A 22,020-nucleotide genomic window follows, 5' to 3' on the forward strand; every position below is an offset into this window, starting at 1 on the left:
TGTACGACGTGATTTCGGCTCCCCTTACGACCTGGCCCGTACTGACGATGTCCATCATCCTGTGTGTGCTCAGCGTCATCCTTACCCTCTTCGTCCTCCTCCATAAGAGCAAGGGCGGCGGCCTGTCAGACCTCTTCGGTGGAGGCGTGTCGACCTCCATGGGCGGAACTTCTATGGCTGAACGAAATCTGGACCGCCTGACGATTGTTATGGGCCTGCTGTGGCTGGCTTCCATTATCGTCCTACTGGTGCTCTACAGCCATTCCTGAGCCGGAATTAGGCGGCCGTCTGCCGCGCCGGAGCGCAAGGGGAAGGCGGGTACCTTCCCAACCCCTAAAAAGTGCTGCCCTTAGGCAGCTTTGTGACCCCTCGAGGAGAGTGAACGAATGTCCGGTGGAAGTGCCATCCGTGGAAGTCGTGTCGGTGCCGGCCCCATGGGAGAGGCAGAGCGCGGCGAGGCCGCTCCTCGCGAGTACGTTTCGTACTTTTGCGCCAACCACCACGTGATCCGTCCGGCCTTTGCCGCCGAGGCCGAGATCCCCGACACCTGGGAATGCCCTAGGTGCGGTCTGCCGGCTAACCGCGACCAGGCGAATCCGCCCGCCCCGCCCAAGATCGTGCCTTACAAGACCCATCTGGCCTACGTGAAAGAGCGTCGCAGCGAGGCCGAGGCCGCTGCGATTCTTGCAGAAGCATTGGAGAACCTGCGTCAACGTCGCCGTGATGGTGAGGTCATCTATTGAGCAGCCATAATCAGCTTGTCGCTGAGTTGACGGCTCGCTGGCCTGAGCATCGCATCGGCCCCGGTTTGGATCGGGAGCGAGCCGTCCTCGACCTGCTCGGTAACCCACAGCAGGCCTGTCCCGTCATCCAGATTGCCGGTACTAACGGCAAGGGATCGACGGCGATCATGGTTGATTCTTTGCTGCGGTCGGCTGGTCTGCGGGTAGGTCGATACTGCTCCCCGCACCTGGTGGACGTCACTGAGCGCATCTGCATCGATGGTCGTCCCGTCAGCCACGATCTCTTTGACGAGACGTGGCGTCAAGTTGAGCCCATGGTGGGCCTGGTTGACGCCCAGCACATCGACGGCATCGAGATGACTTTCTTTGAGGTGATGACAGCGATGGCCTTCGCCGCCTTCGCCGATGCGCCGGTGGACGTCGCCGTCGTTGAGGTGGGCTTAGGGGGACGCTGGGACGCGACCAATGTCGCTGATGCGAACATCGCTGTTGTTACCCCCGTCGCCATGGACCATATGCATATTCTCGGCGATAGTCTCGACAAGATCGCTGCCGAGAAGGCCGGGATTATTAAGCCTGGGTGCACTCCCGTCATTGCTGGTCAGGAGGCGGAAGCTGCTCCGGTGTTGTTGGCTCAGTGTGCCGATGCCGGCGTCAAGCCTTTGTTGGAGGGTCCAGACTGGGGTTTATTGGATCGACGTAGCGCCATCGGAGGTCAGGTCCTTCGCATCCAGACGGCATCTGGGCCTCTAGGAGAGTTGTTCTTGCCGGTTTTTGGCGAGCATATGGCCCACAATGCTGCTCAGGCGGTGGCAGCTGTGGAAGCTCTCACTGGGCCGCTTAAGCCCGCAATTATTGAGCAGGGGCTGGCAGCTGTGCAGGCTCCGGCTCGCCTTGAAGTAGTGCGACGTTCTCCGCTAGTTATCCTCGATACCTTCCACAATCCGCACGGCGCCGCCTCCGCTATAGCGGGAGTGCGCGAGTCGTTCGAGGTTGAGCCCTTAATCGCCGTTGTGGCAGCGATGGCTGACAAAGACGTCGACGGTGTGCTGGCGGTGCTTTCGGATACGGTGAGCTACCTCGTCGTCACCTCAATGCCAGATCTTCCGCGCGCTCTGAGCGTTGACGAGCTAGCTGACAAGGCGTCAGCCCATTGGGATTATGATCATCTCACCCGCGTTACTGACGTCCCCGAAGCGCTCGAGGAGGCTTTCCGCATCGCGGATTCCTGTGGTCCTGGGGCTGGGGTTCTTATTGCCGGATCGGTGGTTTTGGCGGGTCGGGCTCGAGCCATCCTTCGCCCGGATGGCACCATGCTGGATGCTCCGCAGACCGCCATCGTTGAGACCCCGGATCTATCTGAGGATCAGGTCAAAGCCATGGAGGGGCATCAGCTCGAGCCGTTGCCTGACGATGATATGAGCGACGACGGGGGCTGGTGACGTTGGTCGCGCATCCCGGGGCGGGGAAGGGTGGAATCCTCACTCTTCCTGCCGGTAACCCGATGACGAAGGTTGTGGTGGGCTTCCTGGCCTTTGAGGTTATTGTCTTCGGACTGGCCATCCCGGGAATGATCCTCGTGTCTGGGGTCAGCGTGGTCATGTCGATCATCCTGGGGTGTGTCGGCATGGTTGTCTCGATTGTGTGCGCCATTGGTGTGCCACGCACGTGGGGGTACCTGTTGTCCTGGACTCTCCAAATCTTTGGCATTCTGCTCGGATTGGCCACCCCGATGATGTACGTCGTCGGGATCATCTTCGCGGCCATCTGGGTATCAATTATGGTGCTAGGAAAGCGTATCGATGGAAGCCCCGAGGTGCGGTGAGGTGTCGATCCTGGCTGCGATAGGTTGGGGCTCATGAATGACGAGGAACGCACCTTGGTCCTGTTAAAGCCGGATGCCGTGAAGCGCCGTCTTATGGGTGAGATCATCGGTAGGTATGAGGCCAAAGGTTTGACCGTGCGGGCGATGGAGCTGAGTACGATCGACGCTAAGACTGCCCGTAAGCACTATGCCGAGCATGTCGGTCGGGACTACTACGCGGCGTTGGAGGAGTTCATCACCTCGGGGCCGCTCGTCGCCATGGTGCTTGAGGGGCGCAGAGTTATCTCGGTTGTCCGTGCCATGAACGGGGCAACGGACTGCGCTGAGGCTCTGCCTGGAACGATCCGTGGCGATTTCGGCACGGAGAAGAACCATAACCTTGTTCATGCTTCCGATTGTCTCGAGTCCGCTGAGCGCGAGATTGGCCTCTGGTTCCCCCACCTGGTGTGATGTGTGATTCCATAATCTGGCTCGGACCACCTAGCATGGCCGTTCGTGAATACCCAGGATCTCCTTGGCCGGATTGAACCGCTGCTGTCCCGAGTTAATAAGCCCATCCAGTATGTGGGCGGGGAGCACAACAGCATCGTCAAGGAATGGCAGGACGTTGATGTTCGCTGGGTCTTGATGTATCCCGACGCGTATGAGGTTGGCCAGCCTAACCAGGGCGTGGCCATTCTCTACGAGGTGCTCAATGAGCGTGATTGGATCTTGGCTGAGCGCACCTATTCGGTGTGGCCGGATATGGAAAAGCAAATGAGGGCGGCCGGGATCCCCCAGTTTACTCTCGACGGTCACCGGCCAGTTCGCGATTTCGACATCATGTCGGTCTCCCTGTCTACGGAGTTGGGCTACACCAACATGCTCAACGCTATTGACCTGGCCGGTATCCCTGTTCGTCAAGCTGACCGCACCGACACTGACCCCATCGTCCTTATTGGCGGTCACGCTGCGTTCAACCCCGAGCCGGTAGCTGATTTCATCGATGCTGCTGTCCTCGGTGACGGTGAAGAGGCTTGTCTGGAGATTTCCGAGATCATCCGAGACTGGAAGAAAGAGGGTTGCCCTGGGGGTCGTGAAGGCCTGCTTGTGAGGCTTGCCGCAACAGGTGGGATCTACGTGCCGTGCTTTTATGACGTCGAGTACCTCGACGACGGGACTATTGGCAAGGTCGCCCCAAATCGTCTAGAGGCTCCTTATACTGTTTCCAAGCACACCGTCATGGATCTCGACGAGTGGCAGTATCCGAAACGTCCCATCGTGCCGGTGGCTGAAACTGTCCATGAGCGTTACTCGGTGGAAATCTTCCGGGGTTGTACTCGTGGTTGTCGGTTCTGTCAGGCGGGTATGATCACCCGTCCGGTGCGAGAGCGGTCGATCGATGCCATCGCCCAGATGGTCGATGGCGGACTGCAGGCTACCGGCCTGGAAGAAGTCGGGCTGTTGAGTCTGTCTAGCGCCGACCACTCGGAGATTTCCGACATTACCAAGGGGTTAGCTGATCGGTATGAGGGTACGAACGTTTCCCTGTCCCTGCCAAGCACCCGTGTCGATACTTTCAATATCGACCTAGCAAACGAGTTGAGCCGTAACGGTCGTCGTTCCGGTCTGACCTTCGCTCCTGAAGGCGGATCCGAGCGAATGCGTCGGGTTATCAATAAGAAGGTGACCGAGGAAGATCTCATTCGTACAGTTGCTACGGCCTTCGGAAACGGGTGGCGTCAGATCAAGCTGTATTTCATGTGCGGTCTGCCCACGGAGACTGACGAGGACGTGTTGGGGATTCACGACATGGCGTCCCACGTCGTTGCGGCTGGTCGAGCCGCTGCTGGGCGCAAAGATATTCGCTGCACGATCTCCATTGGTGGGTTCGTACCCAAGCCTCACACTCCGTTCCAGTGGGCTGCTCAAGCCTCTGCTGACGAGGTTGATCATCGTCTGTCGGTGCTGCGCGATTCCATCCGCGCCGATCGTCAGTTTGGTCGGTCGATAGGCATGCGCTACCACGACGGACGCCCAGGAATCATTGAGGGGTTGCTTTCGCGCGGTGACCGCCGTGTTGGCAACGTCATTGAGGCTGTGTGGCGCGACGGGGGAGTTTTTGACGGCTGGAATGAGTACTTCTCTTACGATCGCTGGGTTGCCTGCTGCGAGCGGGAACTTGAGCCGCTGGGCGTCTCACTGGATTGGTTTACTACCCGTGAGCGCGACTACGAGGAGGTACTGCCCTGGGACCACTTGGATTCTGGGCTCGATCGTGACTGGCTATGGGACGACTGGCAGGATGCTCTGGACGGCGAGGCCGTCAACGACTGTCGCTGGAATCCCTGCTATGACTGCGGGGTGTGCCCGCAGATGGGCACCGAGATTCAGGTAGGACCGTCGGGACATCCGCTGATCCCGCTGACGCCGGTGGTGCCTGATCTCGCACCGTCGAAGGAGGCGTGACGATGTCGAAGCGCGCGCAGCAACAGCCAGAGCAGCAGGCCCCGCCGCAGCAGCGGCTCAGGATCCGGTACGCCAAACGGGGTACTGCCAGATTTACCTCTCACCGTGACTTCGCTCGTGCCTTTGAGCGGGCCCTCAACCGGGCCCATATCCCGATGGCGTATTCGTCAGGATTTAGCCCACACCCGCGTATTTCCTATGCCAACGCGGCAGCTACCGGAGCAGCTTCTGAGGCAGAGTACCTCGAAGTGGCGCTGGCCGAGGTGTGCGATCCGCAGAAAGTTCTGACGGTCTTGGGTCGCGAGATGCCACCGGGAATGGAGGTGTTGGAGGTCGCTGAGACCGACCGCACTCCTTTCGCCGAGTTGTTGACAGCGTCTGCTTGGCTGATTGAACCTACTGGCGACGTGCCGGGGCTAGCGGAGGCGGTGGAGGCTGTTATGACGGCCGAAACCGTCGACGTGCAACGGATGACGAAGTCAGGTGTGCGTACTTTCGATGTCCGTGCCGCGCTTATCGGTCTGGACGTCGCCAACGGATGTGTGCGCCTTATGCTGCGCCACGTCACGCCGTTAGTTCGGCCTGATGATGTGCTGCGAGCCTTAGCCAAAAGGTGCCCGGCAGTCGATGCGGCGCGAGTGACGCGGCTGGCCCAAGGGGCTTGTAACGAGGACGCCAGCGGGGTGTCGACCGCACTGGCAGATCCGTTCACTGGTGCTGCCGTGACAGTGTGGTGAGTAGCCAGCGAGTGTGTGAAATCTGGCATCGCGGCGGGGGACGTGACATACTGGGGCTTAGGTGAACGGGGTGCCACCCCACTCGACGGTTCGTACCGCGACGCCGAGAGGCGACCGCGGGGGACTCGAGGGCTCACCGCAAGCTTTTGCCCCATGCCGGGGAACGACGCCGTCAGTACAGCGCGAGGCGTGTGTATACGTCCGTGGGAGAACTCCTGCAGGGCCGTGACCCGGGTGGGCACTGACCGTGCCGAAAGGCCAAGGAGAGCACAGTGCTCGACGAGACTGACAACACCACACTGAACTCTGGCGGGAATTCCACTAGTGGAATTCCCGCTCCTCGACGTCGTCGGGCCGCGTCGCGCCCCGCTGGGGCTCCGGCCCCCGTCGAGACGATGGGCACGCCCGTGGCGATTGCTGCCGCAGGATCAGGTGGTTCGATTGTTACTTCCGATGTGGAGGTTTCTGATCTGCCGCGTCCTCCGATGGGGCGACGTCGCAAGGCGACGAGCACTCCGCGCGACGTTAAGACTGATGTTCCGAAGGTCGTCGCCCTAGAGCCGACGCCGGAGGAGCCCGAGTCCGCGGACACAAGGACCGAGGAGAAGCCGCGTCGTACCCGTCGTGGTGCTTCTGAAACCGCGCCGTCCACCGAGGCAGAGCGGGGTACCTCCCAGCGTCGTCGCGCCACTCGCCGTCGCTCCTCTCGAACCGCAGAAAAGGTCGAGGAAACGACTGAGGCGACGACCGCGACCAATAAGGGCGATGGTGCTGACGACGATCCCATCAATGTCGCACTGACTGAAGCCAAGGCCCGGGCTCGTAACCACAAGGTTGAGGGTGCCCTAGCTAACCCCTTTGGATTTAAAGAAGGCGAAGAGCGCTCAGCGAGCGACATCCTCGACTCTCTGGCCGTTGAGATCGGTGGGGGAGAGGCTGCTATGCCGAAGCGCCGTCGCCGTCGTGCCACTCGACCTTCCGAGGCTGGTAGTCACTCTGCGGAGACCTCCGGGAGTACTGACAAGGTGGCCCCGGTTGAGGAGGATAAGGGCGAGGTCAAGGACCGCCACAGTTCCGATAAGAAGAGCGAGAAGTCTGATTACGACACCACGGATGCGGTGGAGGAGACTGCCGCTGACACCGAGGAGGACGGCCAGAACCGTCGTCGCCGTCGTCGCGGTGGACGTCGCCGTCGTCGCAGTGAAGATACCGAGGACAGCGCATCCGAGGACGAGTCGAGCGATAGTGACGACTCACAGACCAGCTCTGACAATGATTCTGAGTCCAGTAGCTCGGACGCCACCCACCGTCGTCGTCGCCGCCGTCGTCGTCGTGGCGAAGACATCAGCGGTTCTGACGATGATCCCAGCGACGTCGTCATCAAGGTGCGCGAGCCGAGGTCGCGTCAGTCGGTGGCTGATGAGGTCACTGGCATCGAGGGTTCGACCCGTGTCGAGGCTAAGAAGCAGCGTCGTCGGGAAGGACGTGCCGCCGGACGTCGCCGCAGTGCCGTCATCACCGACGCGGAGTTCCTGGCCCGTCGCGAGTCGGTCGACCGCAAGATGATTGTGCGTCAGTCTGATGACTACTCTCAGCTGGCGGTGCTGGAAGATGGGGTGCTCGTTGAGCATTACGTTGATCGCGCTTCTGCCACCTCCTCGATCGGCAATATCTACCTGGGCAAAGTGCAGAACGTCCTGCCGTCGATGGAGGCCGCCTTCATTGACATTGGTCGTGGTCGCAACGCTGTGCTCTACGCCGGAGAGGTTGATTGGGCCAAGTATGGCAAGGAGGGCGAGGATAAGCGCATCGAGCACGTGCTAAAGTCCGGTGACCAGGTTCTGGTACAGGTCACCAAGGATCCGGTGGGTGCCAAGGGTGCCCGTTTGACCAGCCATATTTCGGTACCCGGACGCTTTGTCGTCTATTCGCCTGGCGGCCACCTTTCGGGGATTTCTCGCAAGCTGGCTGATTCGGAGCGCAAACGCCTTAAGAAAATCGTTGAGAACAACATCCCGTCGGATGCTTCCGTCATCGTGCGCACTGCCGCGGAAGGAGCCACCGAGGAAGACCTGGTCCGTGACATTAACCGTCTTAAGGTTCAGTGGGAGGTCATTGAGCGCAAGGTCAGCAACAGCAAAGCTCCGCTGATGCTATACACCGAGCCTGATTTAACGGTGCGTATCATCCGCGACTTGTTCACTGCGGACTTCTCCGAGCTTGTCATCGCCGGCAACGGTGGCCCCGATGACGCCTACGACACCATTAAGGCCTACGTTGATCACGTGGCTCCGGAGATGACGTCGCGGCTAATCCATTGGGAGCACACCGACAAGGACCCCTTTGCCGAGTACCGCATTGACGAGCAGGTCGCGAAGGCTTTGGAGCGCAAGGTTTACCTCCCGTCGGGAGGGTCCCTTGTCATTGACCGCACCGAGGCTATGACGGTGATCGACGTCAATACCGGAAAGTTCACCGGGTCAGCGGGTAACCTTGAGGCCACTGTCACCGCTAACAACTTGGAGGCGGCTGAGGAGATCGTGCGTCAGCTACGACTGCGCGATATTGGCGGAATCATCGTCATTGACTTCATCGACATGGTGCTGCCGACCAACCGTGAACTTCTTGTGCGTCGTCTCACCGAATGCCTGGGCCGGGATCGTACCCGACACCAGGTCGCTGAGGTGACATCGCTGGGCTTAGTTCAAATGACTCGCAAGAAGATCGGTACCGGGCTGGCTGAGGCTTTCACTGAGCAGTGCGAGGCCTGTGGCGGTCGCGGCTACCGCCGCTTCGATAAGCCGGTCGATTCCCAGGCTCCGGCCGACGGTGGCGAGCGCTCGAAGGGTCGTGGTCGCGGTCATAAAGGCTCGTCGGGCAAGTCCCACTCCAAGTGAGGTTTAGGCCCACAGGGTGTTGGTAGATGGTCGTTTTGACCGTCCACCGCACGAAATGTAAAATGAGCAGCCGGTCCGACGTGTATCGTCGGTCAGGTTTGTCCGGGGCCACTGGTTCCGGTCTCCGGAAATGTACGACAAGAACGAGAGTAGGTCAGGCGTGTACGCGATCGTGCGTAGTGGCGGCCGCCAGCACAAGGTGGCAGTGGGTGACGTCGTCGAGATTGACAAGGTCGCCGACGAAGCGGGCAGCAGCATCGAGCTGACCCCGCTCCTCGTGGTTGATGGCGAGTCCGTCACCTCCGACAAGGACGCGCTCGGGAAGGTCAAGGTCACCGCTGAGGTTCTCGGCGAGACCAAGGGCCCGAAGATCCGCATCCTCAAGTACAAGAACAAGACCGGCTACAAGAAGCGCCAGGGGCACCGTCAGAAGTACACCCAGGTCAAGGTCACCGGAATCGAAGGCTGAGGTAGACAGACATGGCACATAAGAAAGGCGCGTCTTCCTCGCGCAACGGTCGTGACTCCAACGCCCAGCGTCTCGGCGTGAAGCGTTTCGGCGGTCAGCTTGTCAACGCTGGCGAGATTATTGTTCGTCAGCGCGGCACCCACTTCCACCCTGGTGACGGGGTCGGCCGTGGTGGCGACGATACCCTGTTCGCCCTGCGCGACGGCAACGTCGAGTTTGGTACCCGTCGCGGTCGTAGGGTTGTCAACGTGACCCCTGTGGAGGCTCCAGTCGAGGCCTGATCCCCACGACATAGATGTGATTGGCCCCCGCCATGAGGCGGGGGCCAATCTGTGTCTGAGACACGTTGAGCACATGTGTGTTAATCGATTCGTCTCTATCTGAGAGTTCCGCCGGTGATTGCGACTATCGTCGGACCCTCGGCACGACTGTGGTCGTCACTAGGACGACATGACTGGAAGTGACGGAATATCGACCTACTCTCAGGACTTGGTGGTTATCAACGCCATGATGAGGGGAGATCAGAGAATCGTGGGCAACCGGGAACTCAGCGAGGACGAACGGTGGCTGTATCGTATCGGGCCGGGATCTGATGCGCCTAGGCCTACCGGATCGCTGCCCAGGACCACCGCACCGCTGCCACCGATTCGCCCCAGCCGGTCAGTTACCTCGCAGGCTCGCGACCCTCAAGATCGTGGTGTGGTCGCTGCGCCGCAGCCCCAGGCTCGTCATCGGTGGCCACGCCCGTATGAGGTAGCCGCTGGTGCCTGTGCTTCTGCGGCTGCTACTGGGGTCGTTGGAGGCCTCGGAATCGGTGGGACGATGATCGGGGCTGCTGTCACGAGCCTGGTAATTGCCCTAGGTGGTGCGTTGTTTACGCGGTGGTTTTCCCGGACTGACCGCAGCGTTTCCGGAGCTCACCAGCGTCGCGGGATGTGGGCCCGCATGGTCGCAGTGGCGCTTGTCGTGAGCGTGCTGACCGTTGTCGTCGGGGTGGTGTGGTTGGCGCCGTCGGCCGGTCGAGAAGCTGGGTGGTGGGTGCACCGAGCTACTGGCTCACTTGAGCAATGGAGGGAGTCCGCTCAGCGAGCTTGGCCATATTTACGGAAGGCGTGGAACGCTTTCCGATGACGCCGGTGCCACCCTCGTTCACCGAGAGAGTGACAATATATGCACTGAGTGCACCTTATGTACTTGATGCAAAACCTGCACTCGGTGCATAATTATTGCTGTGGCTTCACCGACAGCAATTCGCACTCAAGGCGTCATTCGTCGTGCTGCCATTGAGCTAGCGATCGAAAAGCCGGTCGACGACGTCACCGTCGATGACATTGCGGAGCGTGCCGGGGTCTCTCGGCGCACCGTCTTCAACCATTTCCCATCCAAATATGACGTCTACTTGCCGCCTCTCGTTACCTATCCGCAAGAGGTCTTGGATGCCTTTGCCACGGATGTCGAGACTCCTCTCGCCACGCTCATTCGTGATCTGCTGGAGGCTCGCTGGCGCGCGACGAACGTCGACTTCGATGATCTTTGCATCCTCATGAAAATCGGACGGGAGAGCTCGGAACTCCGAATGGCCTTCAAGGAGGCCGTCGAAGGACAGCGGGCGGCATTGGTGGCTGCTTCCGCTCGGCGCACGGGCAAGTCTGAAGACTCGTTAGAGGTGCTGGCCCTGGTCGGTACTGTCCAGGCAATGGAACGCTGCGCCGTCCAGTCAGTCGTGGCTCGTCCTGGGGGAAGCTCGGCCGAGGTGGCCGACACCTTCGACCGCGTCGTCGACGTCTGGGCCAGGCTGTCCGCCGAGCTTAGCGCGGACATGTCGTCGACCAAGCCATGAGCCGAGCCCTGGCCATCTAGACCTGACGGCCCTCATCGTGCGCGCGTTCGAACGCGCCATTCCATCTGTCTCAGATCGTTACGAAAGTTGTTACATGACCGCAACTGCTGCTGCCGCTGTCAAGTTCAGACCGGACCGTCGGTTCTGGGTTGTCTACTTCTGTCTCATGATGGTGATGTTCCTGTCCTCCTTGGACCAGACGATCGTCGCCACGGCTCTTCCGACCATCGTCGGTGACCTGTCCGGCGTCGAGCACATGGCATGGGTCATCACCGCTTATACGCTTGCTATCACGGTAGGCATGCCGCTATACGGCCGGTTGTCCGACCTTATTGGCCGCAAGACGCTTTATCTCATCGCCATTGGTCTATTTCTGTTGGGGTCTGCCCTCTGTGGTACCGCCGGCGCCATGATCACGTTCATTTTCTACCGCTTCATTCAGGGCCTGGGTGGTGGTGGCCTCATGATCTTGTCCCAGGCGATCACCGGAGACCTCATTCCGCCGCGCGTCCGCGCTGCTTACATGGCGCCGATGGGTGCGATGTTCGGCGTCTCCTCGGTGCTTGGGCCGCTTCTGGGCGGCTGGCTCACCGACTCGATCTCCTGGCGCTGGGTGTTCTGGATCAACCTGCCACTTGGCGTGGTGGCCTGGATCGCCTGCCTCTTTGTTCTTAAACTCCCCAAGCACGAACTGGCGGCCAAGATCGACTGGCTTGGACTGACTCTCATGGACGCCGGTGCCGTGGCGATCGTGCTGCTCGCCACCTGGGGCGGTTCCCAGTACGACTGGTTGTCGTGGCAAATCATCGGTCTGGGCGTCATCACGGTCGTAGCATGGGGTCTGCTGCCCTTTGTGGAGCGTCGCATCGAGGATCCGGTGTTGCCGCTCGAGCTCTTCCGCAATCGCACTTTCGTCGTCTCGACGATTATCGGCATGCTGGCCATGGGTGCGATGTTCGGTGTGCTTGCTTACCTGCCGACCTATATGCAGATGACCTATGGCTACTCGGCTACCGTGTCTGGCCTGCTGCTCATCCCCATGACGATCGGGATTCTGCTGGCCTCGACGGTGACTGGTCTGCTTACCTCTCGCATCGGTCGGTACCGTATCTTCATCATCATTGGCCCGATTGTCGCGGCGGGTGGCATGGTGCTGATGTCCACCCTCAACGAGAACTCGCCAGTGTGGCGCATTATGGGCGATACCTTCGTCCTCGGTTTGGGCATGGGTATGTTCTTCCAGCTGCTCGTCATGGCGGTGCAGAACGACGTCCGCCCAACCTTGCTTGGAACCGCTACCAGCCACAACAACTTCTTCCGCCAAATTGGTGTGTGCCTGGGTGCCTCTCTTATTGGTGTGGCTTTCACCACCCGCCTGACCAACCGCGTCACCGATCTGTTCACGTCCTTGGCCGCGAGCAAGAACCCCGCGGTCCTCAAGGCGCTGGGGGCCATGAGCTCGCACCATGCTGCGGCCTCGCTGACTCCGGGGGCCGTCAATCAGATGCCCGATTTCATTCGTAACGGCATTATCGAGGCATACGTCAACTCTTTAACCCCGCTGTTTTTGTGGATGGCGCCGATGGTTGCAGCTGCGGGTTTGTTGGCCTTCTTGCTCAAGGATGTGCCGCTGTCCCACCACACCGGTTTGCAGATGCGTGCCGCGTCCGAGGCTGAGATGGAAGGTGCCCAGGAAGTTCCGGCAGTCGAGGGTCGCGAAAACCTGTCAGAAAACGGGCACGGTGACTTTTCTGACGACCTGGCCGGGTCGTCGGCTCGTCGCGCGACAGATGTTACGAAGGCCAAACCCACCCCGCCGAGGCACTCCGCCGGATCGAACCAACCGGGACAGGCCTGAGAGCTCGAGACGTATCACGGGGGCCGGGTGACGCGTCCTAGCGTCTAAACTGGTTATCTGTCCTGGGTCGGAAGGCCCGATTCCATTTTCTGAGGAGAGAACATGGCCATCCCGTCCTTCGTGGACCGCGCGACGCTGACCGCCGTGGCGGGCAAGGGAGGACATGGCTGCGCCTCTGTCAAGCGTGAGAAGTTCAAGCCGTTGGGGGGCCCCGACGGTGGCAACGGCGGCCATGGCGGGTCTGTAATCTTGCGCGTTGATCCTCAAGTGACGACTCTTGTGGACTATCACTGGCAGTCCACCCGTAAGGCGACGAATGGCGAGTCCGGACGCGGTGATAACCAGGCTGGGGCCAATGGATCCGACATGATCTTGGCCGTCCCAGAGGGCACGGTCGTCTCTGACGCTGACACGGGCGAGCTGCTAGGAGACCTCGTTGGGGTGGGGGCTGAACTCGTCGTTGCGGCTGGTGGTCGCGGTGGCCTCGGTAACGCAGCTCTTGCGAACTCGGCTCGCAAGGCTCCCGGTTTTGCCCTGCTCGGTGAGGCCGGGGAGGAACGCAAGATCCTGCTCGAGCTCAAGGTGGTCGCCGACATCGGCTTGGTGGGATTTCCTTCGGCGGGAAAGTCCAGCCTCATCGCGGCGATCTCGCGGGCTAAGCCGAAGATTGCTGACTACCCATTCACCACCCTGGTGCCGAACTTAGGTGTGGTCGTCGCGGGGGAGACAACATATACCGTTGCCGACGTGCCCGGCCTCATTCCAGGGGCGTCTGTGGGAAAGGGGCTGGGATTCGATTTTTTGCGCCACATTGAGCGGTGCCGAGCCATCGTCCACGTCATTGACTGCGCCACCTACGAGCCTGGCCGCGACCCGGTCAGTGATCTCGACGTTATTGAAGGGGAGCTTATTGCCCACGGTGGGCTTGAGGATCGTCCGCGCCTGGTGGTGCTCAACAAGGTTGACGTTCCTGATGCCGCTGATCTAGCCGATATCATCTTCGATGACGTCGCCGAGCGTGGCTGGCCGGTATTTCGAGTCTCGACGAAATCGGGGGAAGGGCTTAATTCGCTCAAATTCGCGATGGCCGAGTTGGTCGAGAAGGCCCGCGACAACGAGCCTGAGCCCGAGCCGGAGCGCATCGTCATTCGACCCGAGCCCAAGAATGAGCGCCAGGCTTTCTCCATCAAACGTCAGGGTGACGGCGAAGGCGGGTTCCTGTGGCGCGTGACTGGCGACAAACCGACTCGCTGGGTTGCCCAGACTGACTTCAACAATCCAGAGGCCGTCGGATACTTGTCGGATCGCCTGAATCGTTTGGGTGTCGAGGAGGAATTGTTGGCTGTGGGCGCCATCGCTGGTGACGCTGTCGCTGTCGGTGGTGAGGACGCCGTCATTTTCGACTTTGCCCCGCAGATTGAGTCGGGCGCTGAGCTGCTGTCTCGCCGTGGCGAGGACCAGCGCTTGAAGTCCGAGCGTCCTTCGGCTACTCGTCGTCGGGAGATGGACCGCGAATATCATCGTGCCCGAGAGGAGTATGGTCAGGTCGGTCGTGACCTGCGTGGAGAGTCGTGGCGCGCCCGTGTTGCCGAAGAGGAGTGGTTCGAGGGCCGTGACTGATCAGCGTGGAGCCATATGCGGGGCCGCCACCCTGGTGGTCAAGGTCGGATCTTCCTCTTTGACTCTTCCTGGTGGCGGGATTGACGTTCGTCGTGTTGACGACCTGGTTGATGCGCTGAGTGAGGTCATCGCGGTCGGCCGGCGTGTCGTCCTGGTGAGTTCCGGGGCGATTGCCACCGGATTTCCCGCCATGGGGATAACTCATCGTCCGCGCACTTTGGCTGGCAAGCAAGCGGCCGCGTCGGTGGGACAAGGTATTTTACTGGCTCACTACGCGTCGAGGTTTGCCAGTCACGGGTTGCGGGTGGGGCAGGTACTACTCACCGTCAATGACCTGGTGCGGCCCACCTCGTACCGCAATGCCTGGTCAACCCTCGACACTTTGCTGGGGTTGGGCGTCGTGCCGATCGTCAACGAGAACGACACGGTCGCCACCGGAGAAATTCGGTTTGGCGATAATGATCGGCTTGCTGCCCTGGTAGCCGAGCTGGTGGGCGCTCAAGCCCTCATCCTGCTCTCTGACGTTGACGCCTTGTACACCGCCCATCCGGATTCACCGGATGCTCGTCGCGTGGAGGTTGTGGAGGACATCGACACATTGGATGTCGATACCCATAAAGCTGGTTCGGGGGTGGGAACCGGCGGCATGACCACGAAACTTGAAGCCGCCCGAATGGCCACCTGTGCCGGGGTACCGGTGGTACTCGCAGCGGCGGTGGATGCCCCGGACGTTCTGGCTGGTGCCCCCGTGGGTACCTACTTCCGCCCGCTGGCGACGCGACGGCCCCGACGGTTGCTGTGGTTGGCCGACGCTGCCACCCCGCAGGGACAGATCGTCATCGACGACGGAGCTGTCGAAGCTTTGACACAGCGTCATTCCTCGTTGTTGGCGGTGGGTGTGACTCGGGTACACGGGGATTTCCAAGCAGGCGACCCAGTGACGATCCTGGCCTCCGACGGTCGAGTTGTTGGTCGCGGTATCGCCCAGTTCTCCCATGATGAGGTGCGCGTCATGAGGGGACGTTCGAGTGCCTGGCTGGCCGCAGAAATGGGCCCGGCGGCCTCTCGCGAGATCATCCACCGCGATGCCATGGTGCTGAGTCGTCGTCGTAAAGCTGAGCCGTCGTCGAGGAACCAGAAAAGTAGCGGGTCAAGGGTGACGTCCTGACTCACGGTCTGGTTATCAGGTGAGTGATGCTCAGCTGACGAATACCATATGGCCATGAGCTCGCGAGTCATCGAACAGGCCATAGCTGCCCGATCTGCCGCCACGGTGTTGCGTCGACTGCGTCGCATCGACAAAGACGACCTTTTGGCGGCAATGGGTATCGGGTTACGCAAAGGCGTCGACGAGATCCTTGCTGCCAACGGTGCTGACGTCGATCGCGGTCGCGATGCTGGGATGGACGAAGCTCTCCTCGACCGTTTGACCCTTACCCCGGAGCGGATCGAAGGGATGGCTGTCGGTTTGGAGGGGGTTGCTCATCTCGACGATCCCGTCGGCGAGGTGGTGCGCGGCTGGCACACTCCGCTGGGGGTCAAGGTAGAACAAGTCCGGGTGCCGATCGGTGTCATCGGGATCATTTACGAGGCTCGCCCCAATGTCACCTCTGATGCGGCCGGTATTTGCTTGAAGTCTGGAAATGCGTGTCTGTTGCGAGGATCTTCGTCGGCCCTAGAGTCCAACCGGGCAGTGATTGCGGCGATGCGATCCCGGCTGCCTGAGGAGATTCGTGAGGCGGTGCAACTCGTCGAGGGCGGCCACGAGGTCACCGATGAACTCATGACTGCCCGAGGATACGTCGACTTGCTCATTCCGCGCGGCGGTGCCGGGCTCATCAACGCCGTCGTGACCGGAGCCAAGGTTCCCGTCATCCAGACCGGGACCGGCAACTGCCACCTCGTCATTGACGTTAGCGCCGATGTGGAGATGGCGGTCAATATTGCCGTCAATGCTAAAACCCAGCGTCCCAGCGTGTGCAATGCCATCGAGACGGTTTTGGTGCATCGAGGAATTGCGGATTCGGCAGTGCGCCCATTGGTCGACGCCATGAGCGAACGCGGAGTCACGGTACACGGTGATGAAGAGAGCATCCGACTGGATCCGAGGATCGTTCCTGCCGCCCCTGATGAATATGACAACGAGTACTTGTCCCTGGACCTCGCGCTGCGCATTGTGGACGATCTGGAAGAAGCGGTCGATCACATCGCCAAGCATGGTTCAGGACATTCGGAAACCATCGTCACTAAGTCGATGTCTTCGCAGGAGTTTTTCGCTTCAAGCGTTGATGCTGCGGCGGTGCTGGTGAATTGCTCCAGCCGATTCGTTGACGGTGGCGAGTTCGGATTCGGTGCCGAGATCGGCATTTCTACCCAGAAGCTCCATGCGCGCGGGCCGATGGGCCTGCGGGAAATGACGACGACAACCTATGTCCTGCGCGGGGACGGTCAGACCCGTCCGTGACCGTTTAACGGTTGTCGTGGGGCGGTTGTGGGATAGGCTGAGACGTCATGAGTATCGTTCCTCTCCTGATGGAGTCGTCGGCCCTCGTCGTCGGCATCTTGACGCTGCTGGTTCTGCTGATCGCGTTGGCTATCGTCCGTGGTATCGGCAAGGGTCGGCCGCATTCCTGATGCCAAGTGTTGAGCTGGGGCTGGCGCGGGTCCACAACGGACGCCGCTACCGGCTCGGGGTGATGGGTGGCACCTTCGACCCCATTCATCATGGCCACCTCGTCGCAGCCTCGGAGGTTGCGGCCAGATTCGACCTCGACGAGGTCGTTTTCGTTCCCACCGGCGTGCCTTGGCAAAAGAAGGGACGCAGGGTTTCGCAGGCCGAGGATCGCTACCTCATGACCGTCATCGCGACGGCGTCGAATCCGTCTTTTTCGGTGTCGCGGGTCGATATCGATCGTCCGGGGGACACGTACACCGTCGACACCCTCAAGGATCTGCGCCGGGAGCGTGGCAGTGATGTGGACCTGTTCTTCATCACTGGCGCTGATGCTCTGAGTCAGATCCTTACCTGGCGTGGGGCCGACGAATTGTTTGACCTGGCGCATTTTATCGGGGTGTCGCGGCCCGGGGTGCCGCTGGGAACTAAGGACATTTCTCACTTGCCAGCAGAGAAGGTCACTCTTCTCGAGGTGCCTGCGATGGCCATCTCATCAACTGATTGCCGTCAGCGAGTCAGCGAGGACATGCCAATCTGGTATCTCGTGCCGGACGGCATCGTGCAGTACATCAACAAGCGCGGTCTTTACCGCGACAACAACGACAAGACCACTCCGGAGGATCATTGAGCGCCACTGAATATGCCATCGAGCTTGCCCGCGTAGTGGCATACGCTGCCCTTGACAAGAAGGGCTTCGATATCGTTGCCCTCGATGTCTCGGAGCATCTTGCCATTACCGATATCTTCGTTGTCATCTCGGCGGCCAACGAACGTCAGGTCTCGGCGGTCGTAGATGCTGTCGACAAAGCCATGCACGAGCACAAGGCCCATCGTGCACGTCGCGAGGGAGAACGAGAGAACCGCTGGGTACTACTCGACTACATCGACATCGTGGTGCACGTGCAGCATCAGGAGGAGCGCGAGTTGTACTCCCTGGAGAGACTGTGGAAGGACTGCCCGTCGGTCGATCTCCGACTTCCTGAAGATGAGATGTCTGTCCCCACGGACGTAGGGACAGACGCGCAGTGAGCGATCGAACGCGTCTCGTGTTCGTGCGGCACGGCAGGACGGCGTTCAATGTAGAGGGTCGGCTCCAGGGCCGTCTCGACATGCCGTTGGATGAGGTGGGGCGCCGTCAGGCATTTACGGTGGCTCAAGTCATTGCCGCGATGGAACCTGACGCGATCATCGCTTCTCCGCTACAACGTGCGCGCGACACAGCTCAGGCAATCGGCGCTTGTGCTGGATTGGGCGTGCAGTTGGATGATCGACTCATCGAGATCGATGTCGGACGTTGGTCGGGACAACGGGCTGCGGACCTGCGTCGCAACGACCCTGAGTACGCAGCAGGTGTGGTCAGCCCTATCGATTACCGGCGCGCCGATGGGGAGACGGCGAGCGAGGTCGCGGATCGAATCGTTGCCGTGTGTCAGGACGTTGTCGCGCAGTACGCCGGAGGAACGATCATCCTCGTGGCCCACGGGTTTGCGCTGCGGACCGGAATCTGCTGGCTGCTCGGCGGCGACTATGGCGCCTCACGATGCTTGGGCGGTCTTGATAACTGTTCATGGTCGATTGTTGACCACCTGCCGGAGGACGTCGTCGAGGCTAGAGGGTTCCTTTCACCATGGCGTCTCATGGCCTATAACTGTGGTGTCCCGGTGCCCGTGGACGTCGATTTTGCAAAGGGGGCATGATCCGCTAAAGTTCTACGAGTCGCCCGGGGACGGGAGATACTTGAGACTCGCTCTACGAGCGGGTTTCTGGGGCATTGGCGCAGTTGGTAGCGCGCTTCCATGGCATGGAAGAGGTCAGGGGTTCGAATCCCCTATGCTCCACTCGTCGTGAGGACCGGCTGACTGGTAAAACACCTAGTCAGCTGGTCTTTTTCTTACCCTCGGGCGATGGAGTAGGGCGGTTCTGGGGGTAGTCGGGTGGAGAGTCCGGTGATCGTAACTGGGTACGGCGCTGACTAGGGATTTCTTGTTGAGATCTAGATGAGATCGTACCGGGTACGATTACCCCAACCGGGCTCGGCAAGTGCCTGGGCATGACGAAAGCGCCCCCTCCCGGCAGCCAGCCAAGAAGGGGGCCACGCTCAGGCGACCGTGCGGGGCACCGCAGTCGAACCTGCACTCTCGCCGGCCCGCCGCGGCGGGCCGTCAGGAACATCCACCGACACCGGCGGTTCCCTGCCACCCTCGACACTGACCGCCGCCTCCGACACCTCACGCACCCTCGACGAGGTGTGCCGGCGACCGTGAGCCTGCGCATGGGGATGGCATACCTGTGGCAGATCTGCCGGGTGAGGTGGGCGGCCTTCTCCACCGCCAGCCACACCTGTGGGGACAGCCACTGCTTAGGCGAGTAGGCGTGGCTGGGGTTGTTGAAGGAGGCCCGTGAGCCCCCGTCGGCGCAGATTTCGATGCCGATCGAGTGGCCGTTGGGCGGGGCAAGCCAGCCGATGACGTCCTCGCCCAGGTACTGGACCGTCTCGGTGGCGTCGCACACATAGTGGGCGGATCCGCTCGCCGAGATGGAGGCTAAGTAGCCGGCGGTGCCCACCGCCCGGCCCGCCCGGGAGGCGGAGGGGAATCCGACGTCAGGGCAGGTGGCGTGGATGACGACGCGTGTTGGTGGAAGGTTAGGGTCGGCCGAATGGTGCGCGGCCTGAATGAATTGCATGTCGTTCTCCTCAACGTGGTGTGGGTTCAGGGTTCGGTGCAGGCTGGGGTGTAGGGGCGGGCTGGCAGACCGTCGCCCCCGCCACCGCCGCCTGCGGCACCCACACCGTGAAGAGCCGGATCGGCCCACGCCAGGCCTGCATGATGCCGTGGACCACCTTGTTCCCCCGTCGTGGAACTCCCTACAGTGGTGGTAGGCGTAGATGAGGGCCGCCACGAGGCCGGCGATAGCGGCGGCGACCGCGCCGACGGCGAGCACCACCTGGCCGACCGGGGTGGCCACCAGCCCGAGGATCGACGTGGTGAGCGAGGTCGCTATGTTGACTAGCTTGATCGCCGAGAACACCCCGGCCAGCGCTAGGGCCACCTTGAGGATCTTGGGCGCCAGGTCGGCGATCTGCCTGTGGTGATTCTTCAACCAGTCGCCGGTGCGCTTGAGCATGGGAACCAGCCGCGTGGTGGCCCATATCACCAGCTGGGTCATCAGCGGAAGCAGCTGGGCGCCGATCGTGACCTGCAGGCCCACCACCAGCCGCTCCTGGCCTACCGTCTTCGGCTCATCCGAGGCCGGCGCCACCCAGCCGAACACCTGCCGGCCGCCGGTCGGGTTGCCGTGGACGCCACGGGCCTGCCCGCCCGACCACACCGAGTGGGCCACCACATGCCGGGGCTTCACAGCCCGGCCTCCTGCGCCTCGCGCAGCAGCTCCTCTCCGGGAGGCGCGCTCGCCCACTCCTGCTATCCGTACTCCGCTACGCGCCGGACCGGTCGGCGATGACGGTACGGAACAGGCCGTCCTCGGTGCGGAGAGGCGGTACACGGTTCCATGGCCGACGCCGCCCCTCGCGGAGCTCTCGCTGATCGGAGCTCATGGACCTGCCTTCCCGGACGCCTCAAGCCCACTGCGCACGAAAACGAAGTGCGCACTCCAGATAAGGGGTCGGTCTGCGGTCCGTCTCACATGACGGGCGACCGCAGCGATCAACCACCGACTGATAGACATATGCTCATCTGGCGTCTAAAATTGCGCTTGTCGAGTGTGATGGCCGAGCTCGTCGCCGGAGGGGGCAGGTCATGGGAAGTGTGAGCGGGCGGCGGAAAGCTGCGTTGCTCTGGATCATGTTGACGGCGCTGATCGTCCTCGAGGCAGCGGACGTAGCGATGATGGCGATGCACGGCCAGATCCCCGGGGCGGTCATGCACGTCGTGCTGGCGATCCTCTTCGCGGTGATCATCGGCCCCGCCATCCTCCGGTTCGGCACCGATGCGGCGCTCTGGCTGATGGCGGCGAACCTGGCGCTGCTCATCATCATCGCCGTCCACGACTTCGATCACATGCGCCAGGCGATGGCATGGGGTACACGTTCACGATCCCCCTGCTGATCGTGAACTTCATCGTCTACGTGCCCGGGGCCCTCGCTTTCGTGCTGGCCTCCCGCCGCCCCGTCGCGGGAGCGATGGCCACGACGGTCGCGGGGCCGTTGATCGCCATCGCCTTCCTCAAGCTCCATTTGCTGGGTGCGTGGGTCCCTGTCTGGGGGCCGTGGAACGAGCCCTTCACGGTGCTGGGCGTAGATACCCTAAGCTGGGCGATCCTCTGGATCACCGCGGTGGTCGGCATCGTCGTCGGTCTCGTCGGCGCCTACCTGCTCGGGCGTTCGGGCGCGGAGCGCGCGGGCGCCGGAACGGCGTCGTCGTGACGGTCCACACGGCTTCGGAGGCGCCGAGCGACATCGAGCACCGCGAACCGCGCTTCGGTCGACATCAGGGCGGAGAGGACCCGTCGGTCGATCCTCGAGGCCGTCGAGTGGATCGTGCAATCGGCCGGAATCAACCGAGGTGCGCTCTACACCCACTACTCCTCGCTCGGTGAGCTGGCCTTCGCCCTGCTCGCCGACGGCTATCGTGAGATCGCTGACGTCCACCTCGCGGCTCGGGCCGGGCGAGCGGTCGACCCGGCCACCGTGGTCGCGGAGCCCCAGCGCAGGATCGTCGACCTCTATGTCGCCCATCGGGCGCTCTTCGCCGCCGCAGAGTCCCTATCGCCCTAGTCCGCGCGTGCGCGGCGCAGGCGGTGGCTGACCTGATGGAGGAGCTGTACCGGATCGCCCCGCCCGAGGGGGTATCGACGTCCCTCGGAGCGCGGTACACGGCGGAGGCCACGACAGGGCTCCTGCACGCTTGGGTCACAGGCGGGGTCGATGCGGAAACCTGAGCATCTCACG

The 22,020-nt window shown here is 61.6% G+C and carries 24 protein-coding genes and 1 tRNA gene; 24 read left to right on the top strand and 1 reads right to left on the bottom strand.

Annotation, left to right across the window (positions count from 1 at the left end; all coding sequences use genetic code 11):
* Positions 1-47: 47 nt before the first annotated feature.
* The 21 genes from secG to CPA42_RS04545 all read left to right on the top strand — a co-directional run bounded on the left by secG (position 48) and on the right by CPA42_RS04545 (position 18,949).
* On the top strand, positions 48-269 hold the full coding sequence (secG, locus tag CPA42_RS04450; RefSeq protein WP_007400818.1) for a preprotein translocase subunit SecG: 222 nt from the start codon (positions 48-50) through the stop codon (positions 267-269).
* 117 nt (positions 270-386) lie between these two features.
* The gene (locus CPA42_RS04455; protein WP_002513867.1) at positions 387-743 is read left to right on the top strand and encodes an RNA polymerase-binding protein RbpA; all 357 of its coding nucleotides are present in this window, start codon (positions 387-389) and stop codon (positions 741-743) included.
* On the top strand, positions 740-2,185 hold the full coding sequence (locus tag CPA42_RS04460; protein WP_002515677.1) for a bifunctional folylpolyglutamate synthase/dihydrofolate synthase: 1,446 nt from the start codon (positions 740-742) through the stop codon (positions 2,183-2,185). The genes CPA42_RS04455 and CPA42_RS04460 overlap by 4 nt, the downstream gene beginning before the upstream one ends.
* Positions 2,182-2,568 carry a DUF4233 domain-containing protein gene (locus tag CPA42_RS04465; RefSeq protein ID WP_002518350.1) on the top strand — a complete coding sequence of 129 codons (387 nt, stop codon included), beginning with the start codon at positions 2,182-2,184 and terminating at the stop codon, positions 2,566-2,568. Before CPA42_RS04460 ends, CPA42_RS04465 begins: the two co-directional genes overlap by 4 nt.
* 33 nt (positions 2,569-2,601) lie before the next feature.
* Positions 2,602-3,018 (top strand): nucleoside-diphosphate kinase, encoded by a 417-nt coding sequence (gene ndk / locus CPA42_RS04470; RefSeq protein ID WP_002515614.1) that lies wholly within the window; start codon positions 2,602-2,604, stop codon positions 3,016-3,018.
* 45 nt (positions 3,019-3,063) lie between these two features.
* Entirely contained in the window at positions 3,064-5,016 is a 1,953-nt protein-coding gene (locus CPA42_RS04475) for a TIGR03960 family B12-binding radical SAM protein (RefSeq protein ID WP_002515684.1), read from the top strand.
* 2 nt (positions 5,017-5,018) lie between these two features.
* Positions 5,019-5,753 carry a TIGR03936 family radical SAM-associated protein gene (locus tag CPA42_RS04480; protein ID WP_002515476.1) on the top strand — a complete coding sequence of 245 codons (735 nt, stop codon included), beginning with the start codon at positions 5,019-5,021 and terminating at the stop codon, positions 5,751-5,753.
* Between the two features lie 272 nt (positions 5,754-6,025).
* On the top strand, positions 6,026-8,650 hold the full coding sequence (locus CPA42_RS04485) for an Rne/Rng family ribonuclease (protein WP_002515555.1): 2,625 nt from the start codon (positions 6,026-6,028) through the stop codon (positions 8,648-8,650).
* 160 nt (positions 8,651-8,810) lie between these two features.
* A complete protein-coding gene (gene rplU, locus CPA42_RS04490; protein WP_002515641.1) occupies positions 8,811-9,119 on the top strand; it encodes a 50S ribosomal protein L21 in 309 nt (102 codons plus the stop codon).
* An 11-nt stretch (positions 9,120-9,130) separates the two neighbouring features.
* A complete protein-coding gene (gene rpmA / locus CPA42_RS04495) occupies positions 9,131-9,400 on the top strand; it encodes a 50S ribosomal protein L27 (RefSeq protein ID WP_002513859.1) in 270 nt (89 codons plus the stop codon).
* Positions 9,401-9,569: 169 nt separating this feature from the next.
* A complete protein-coding gene (locus CPA42_RS04500; RefSeq protein WP_002515660.1) occupies positions 9,570-10,250 on the top strand; it encodes a hypothetical protein in 681 nt (226 codons plus the stop codon).
* 100 nt (positions 10,251-10,350) lie between these two features.
* The gene (locus CPA42_RS04505) at positions 10,351-10,959 is read left to right on the top strand and encodes a TetR/AcrR family transcriptional regulator (RefSeq protein WP_002515460.1); all 609 of its coding nucleotides are present in this window, start codon (positions 10,351-10,353) and stop codon (positions 10,957-10,959) included.
* A 94-nt stretch (positions 10,960-11,053) separates the two neighbouring features.
* Positions 11,054-12,817 carry an MDR family MFS transporter gene (locus CPA42_RS04510; RefSeq protein WP_002515501.1) on the top strand — a complete coding sequence of 588 codons (1,764 nt, stop codon included), beginning with the start codon at positions 11,054-11,056 and terminating at the stop codon, positions 12,815-12,817.
* Positions 12,818-12,919: 102 nt separating this feature from the next.
* Positions 12,920-14,437 carry a GTPase ObgE gene (gene obgE / locus CPA42_RS04515; protein WP_002519089.1) on the top strand — a complete coding sequence of 506 codons (1,518 nt, stop codon included), beginning with the start codon at positions 12,920-12,922 and terminating at the stop codon, positions 14,435-14,437.
* A complete protein-coding gene (gene proB / locus CPA42_RS04520; RefSeq protein WP_002515594.1) occupies positions 14,430-15,605 on the top strand; it encodes a glutamate 5-kinase in 1,176 nt (391 codons plus the stop codon). The genes obgE and proB overlap by 8 nt, the downstream gene beginning before the upstream one ends.
* A gap of 48 nt (positions 15,606-15,653) precedes the next feature.
* The gene (locus CPA42_RS04525) at positions 15,654-16,901 is read left to right on the top strand and encodes a glutamate-5-semialdehyde dehydrogenase (RefSeq protein ID WP_002515526.1); all 1,248 of its coding nucleotides are present in this window, start codon (positions 15,654-15,656) and stop codon (positions 16,899-16,901) included.
* 47 nt (positions 16,902-16,948) lie between these two features.
* The gene (locus CPA42_RS13370; RefSeq protein ID WP_002515513.1) at positions 16,949-17,071 is read left to right on the top strand and encodes a hypothetical protein; all 123 of its coding nucleotides are present in this window, start codon (positions 16,949-16,951) and stop codon (positions 17,069-17,071) included.
* Complete coding sequence (gene nadD, locus CPA42_RS04530) at positions 17,071-17,739, top strand: nicotinate-nucleotide adenylyltransferase (protein WP_002515455.1); 669 nt, start codon at positions 17,071-17,073, stop codon at positions 17,737-17,739. The genes CPA42_RS13370 and nadD overlap by 1 nt, the downstream gene beginning before the upstream one ends.
* The gene (rsfS, locus tag CPA42_RS04535) at positions 17,736-18,140 is read left to right on the top strand and encodes a ribosome silencing factor (protein WP_002515554.1); all 405 of its coding nucleotides are present in this window, start codon (positions 17,736-17,738) and stop codon (positions 18,138-18,140) included. Before nadD ends, rsfS begins: the two co-directional genes overlap by 4 nt.
* Entirely contained in the window at positions 18,137-18,808 is a 672-nt protein-coding gene (locus tag CPA42_RS04540) for a histidine phosphatase family protein (RefSeq protein ID WP_002515504.1), read from the top strand. Before rsfS ends, CPA42_RS04540 begins: the two co-directional genes overlap by 4 nt.
* 68 nt (positions 18,809-18,876) lie before the next feature.
* A tRNA-Ala gene (locus CPA42_RS04545) sits at positions 18,877-18,949 on the top strand.
* Positions 18,950-18,986: 37 nt separating this feature from the next.
* Here CPA42_RS04545 and CPA42_RS04550 read toward each other — a convergent pair.
* Entirely contained in the window at positions 18,987-20,456 is a 1,470-nt protein-coding gene (locus CPA42_RS04550) for a peptidoglycan recognition protein family protein (protein ID WP_002520416.1), read from the bottom strand.
* A 413-nt stretch (positions 20,457-20,869) separates the two neighbouring features.
* Between CPA42_RS04550 and CPA42_RS04560 the strand changes: the two genes are divergently transcribed.
* From CPA42_RS04560 to CPA42_RS04570, 3 genes are all read left to right on the top strand, one after another.
* The gene (locus CPA42_RS04560) at positions 20,870-21,178 is read left to right on the top strand and encodes a hypothetical protein (protein ID WP_002515687.1); all 309 of its coding nucleotides are present in this window, start codon (positions 20,870-20,872) and stop codon (positions 21,176-21,178) included.
* Positions 21,148-21,495 (top strand): hypothetical protein, encoded by a 348-nt coding sequence (locus CPA42_RS04565; protein WP_024513552.1) that lies wholly within the window; start codon positions 21,148-21,150, stop codon positions 21,493-21,495. Before CPA42_RS04560 ends, CPA42_RS04565 begins: the two co-directional genes overlap by 31 nt.
* A gap of 114 nt (positions 21,496-21,609) precedes the next feature.
* The gene (locus tag CPA42_RS04570; RefSeq protein ID WP_002515510.1) at positions 21,610-21,846 is read left to right on the top strand and encodes a hypothetical protein; all 237 of its coding nucleotides are present in this window, start codon (positions 21,610-21,612) and stop codon (positions 21,844-21,846) included.
* Positions 21,847-22,020: the final 174 nt, after the last annotated feature.

Origin of the sequence: Cutibacterium acnes, assembly GCF_003030305.1 — a bacterium.
Taxonomy (GTDB): Bacteria; Actinomycetota; Actinomycetes; order Propionibacteriales; family Propionibacteriaceae; genus Cutibacterium; species Cutibacterium acnes.

Bases quoted from the DNA above. Each gene is read 5' to 3' on its own strand.
- secG (WP_007400818.1), top strand. From the start codon at position 48: ATGTCCATCATCCTGTGTGTGCTCAGCGTCATCCTTACCCTCTTCGTC.
- CPA42_RS04455 (WP_002513867.1), top strand. From the start codon at position 387: ATGTCCGGTGGAAGTGCCATCCGTGGAAGTCGTGTCGGTGCCGGCCCC.
- ndk (WP_002515614.1), top strand. From the start codon at position 2,602: ATGAATGACGAGGAACGCACCTTGGTCCTGTTAAAGCCGGATGCCGTG.
- CPA42_RS04480 (WP_002515476.1), top strand. From the start codon at position 5,019: ATGTCGAAGCGCGCGCAGCAACAGCCAGAGCAGCAGGCCCCGCCGCAG.
- rpmA (WP_002513859.1), top strand. From the start codon at position 9,131: ATGGCACATAAGAAAGGCGCGTCTTCCTCGCGCAACGGTCGTGACTCC.
- CPA42_RS04500 (WP_002515660.1), top strand. From the start codon at position 9,570: ATGACTGGAAGTGACGGAATATCGACCTACTCTCAGGACTTGGTGGTT.
- CPA42_RS04510 (WP_002515501.1), top strand. From the start codon at position 11,054: ATGACCGCAACTGCTGCTGCCGCTGTCAAGTTCAGACCGGACCGTCGG.
- obgE (WP_002519089.1), top strand. From the start codon at position 12,920: ATGGCCATCCCGTCCTTCGTGGACCGCGCGACGCTGACCGCCGTGGCG.
- CPA42_RS04525 (WP_002515526.1), top strand. From the start codon at position 15,654: ATGGCCATGAGCTCGCGAGTCATCGAACAGGCCATAGCTGCCCGATCT.
- CPA42_RS13370 (WP_002515513.1), top strand. From the start codon at position 16,949: ATGAGTATCGTTCCTCTCCTGATGGAGTCGTCGGCCCTCGTCGTCGGC.
- nadD (WP_002515455.1), top strand. From the start codon at position 17,071: ATGCCAAGTGTTGAGCTGGGGCTGGCGCGGGTCCACAACGGACGCCGC.
- CPA42_RS04560 (WP_002515687.1), top strand. From the start codon at position 20,870: ATGGGAAGTGTGAGCGGGCGGCGGAAAGCTGCGTTGCTCTGGATCATG.
- CPA42_RS04565 (WP_024513552.1), top strand. From the start codon at position 21,148: ATGGGGTACACGTTCACGATCCCCCTGCTGATCGTGAACTTCATCGTC.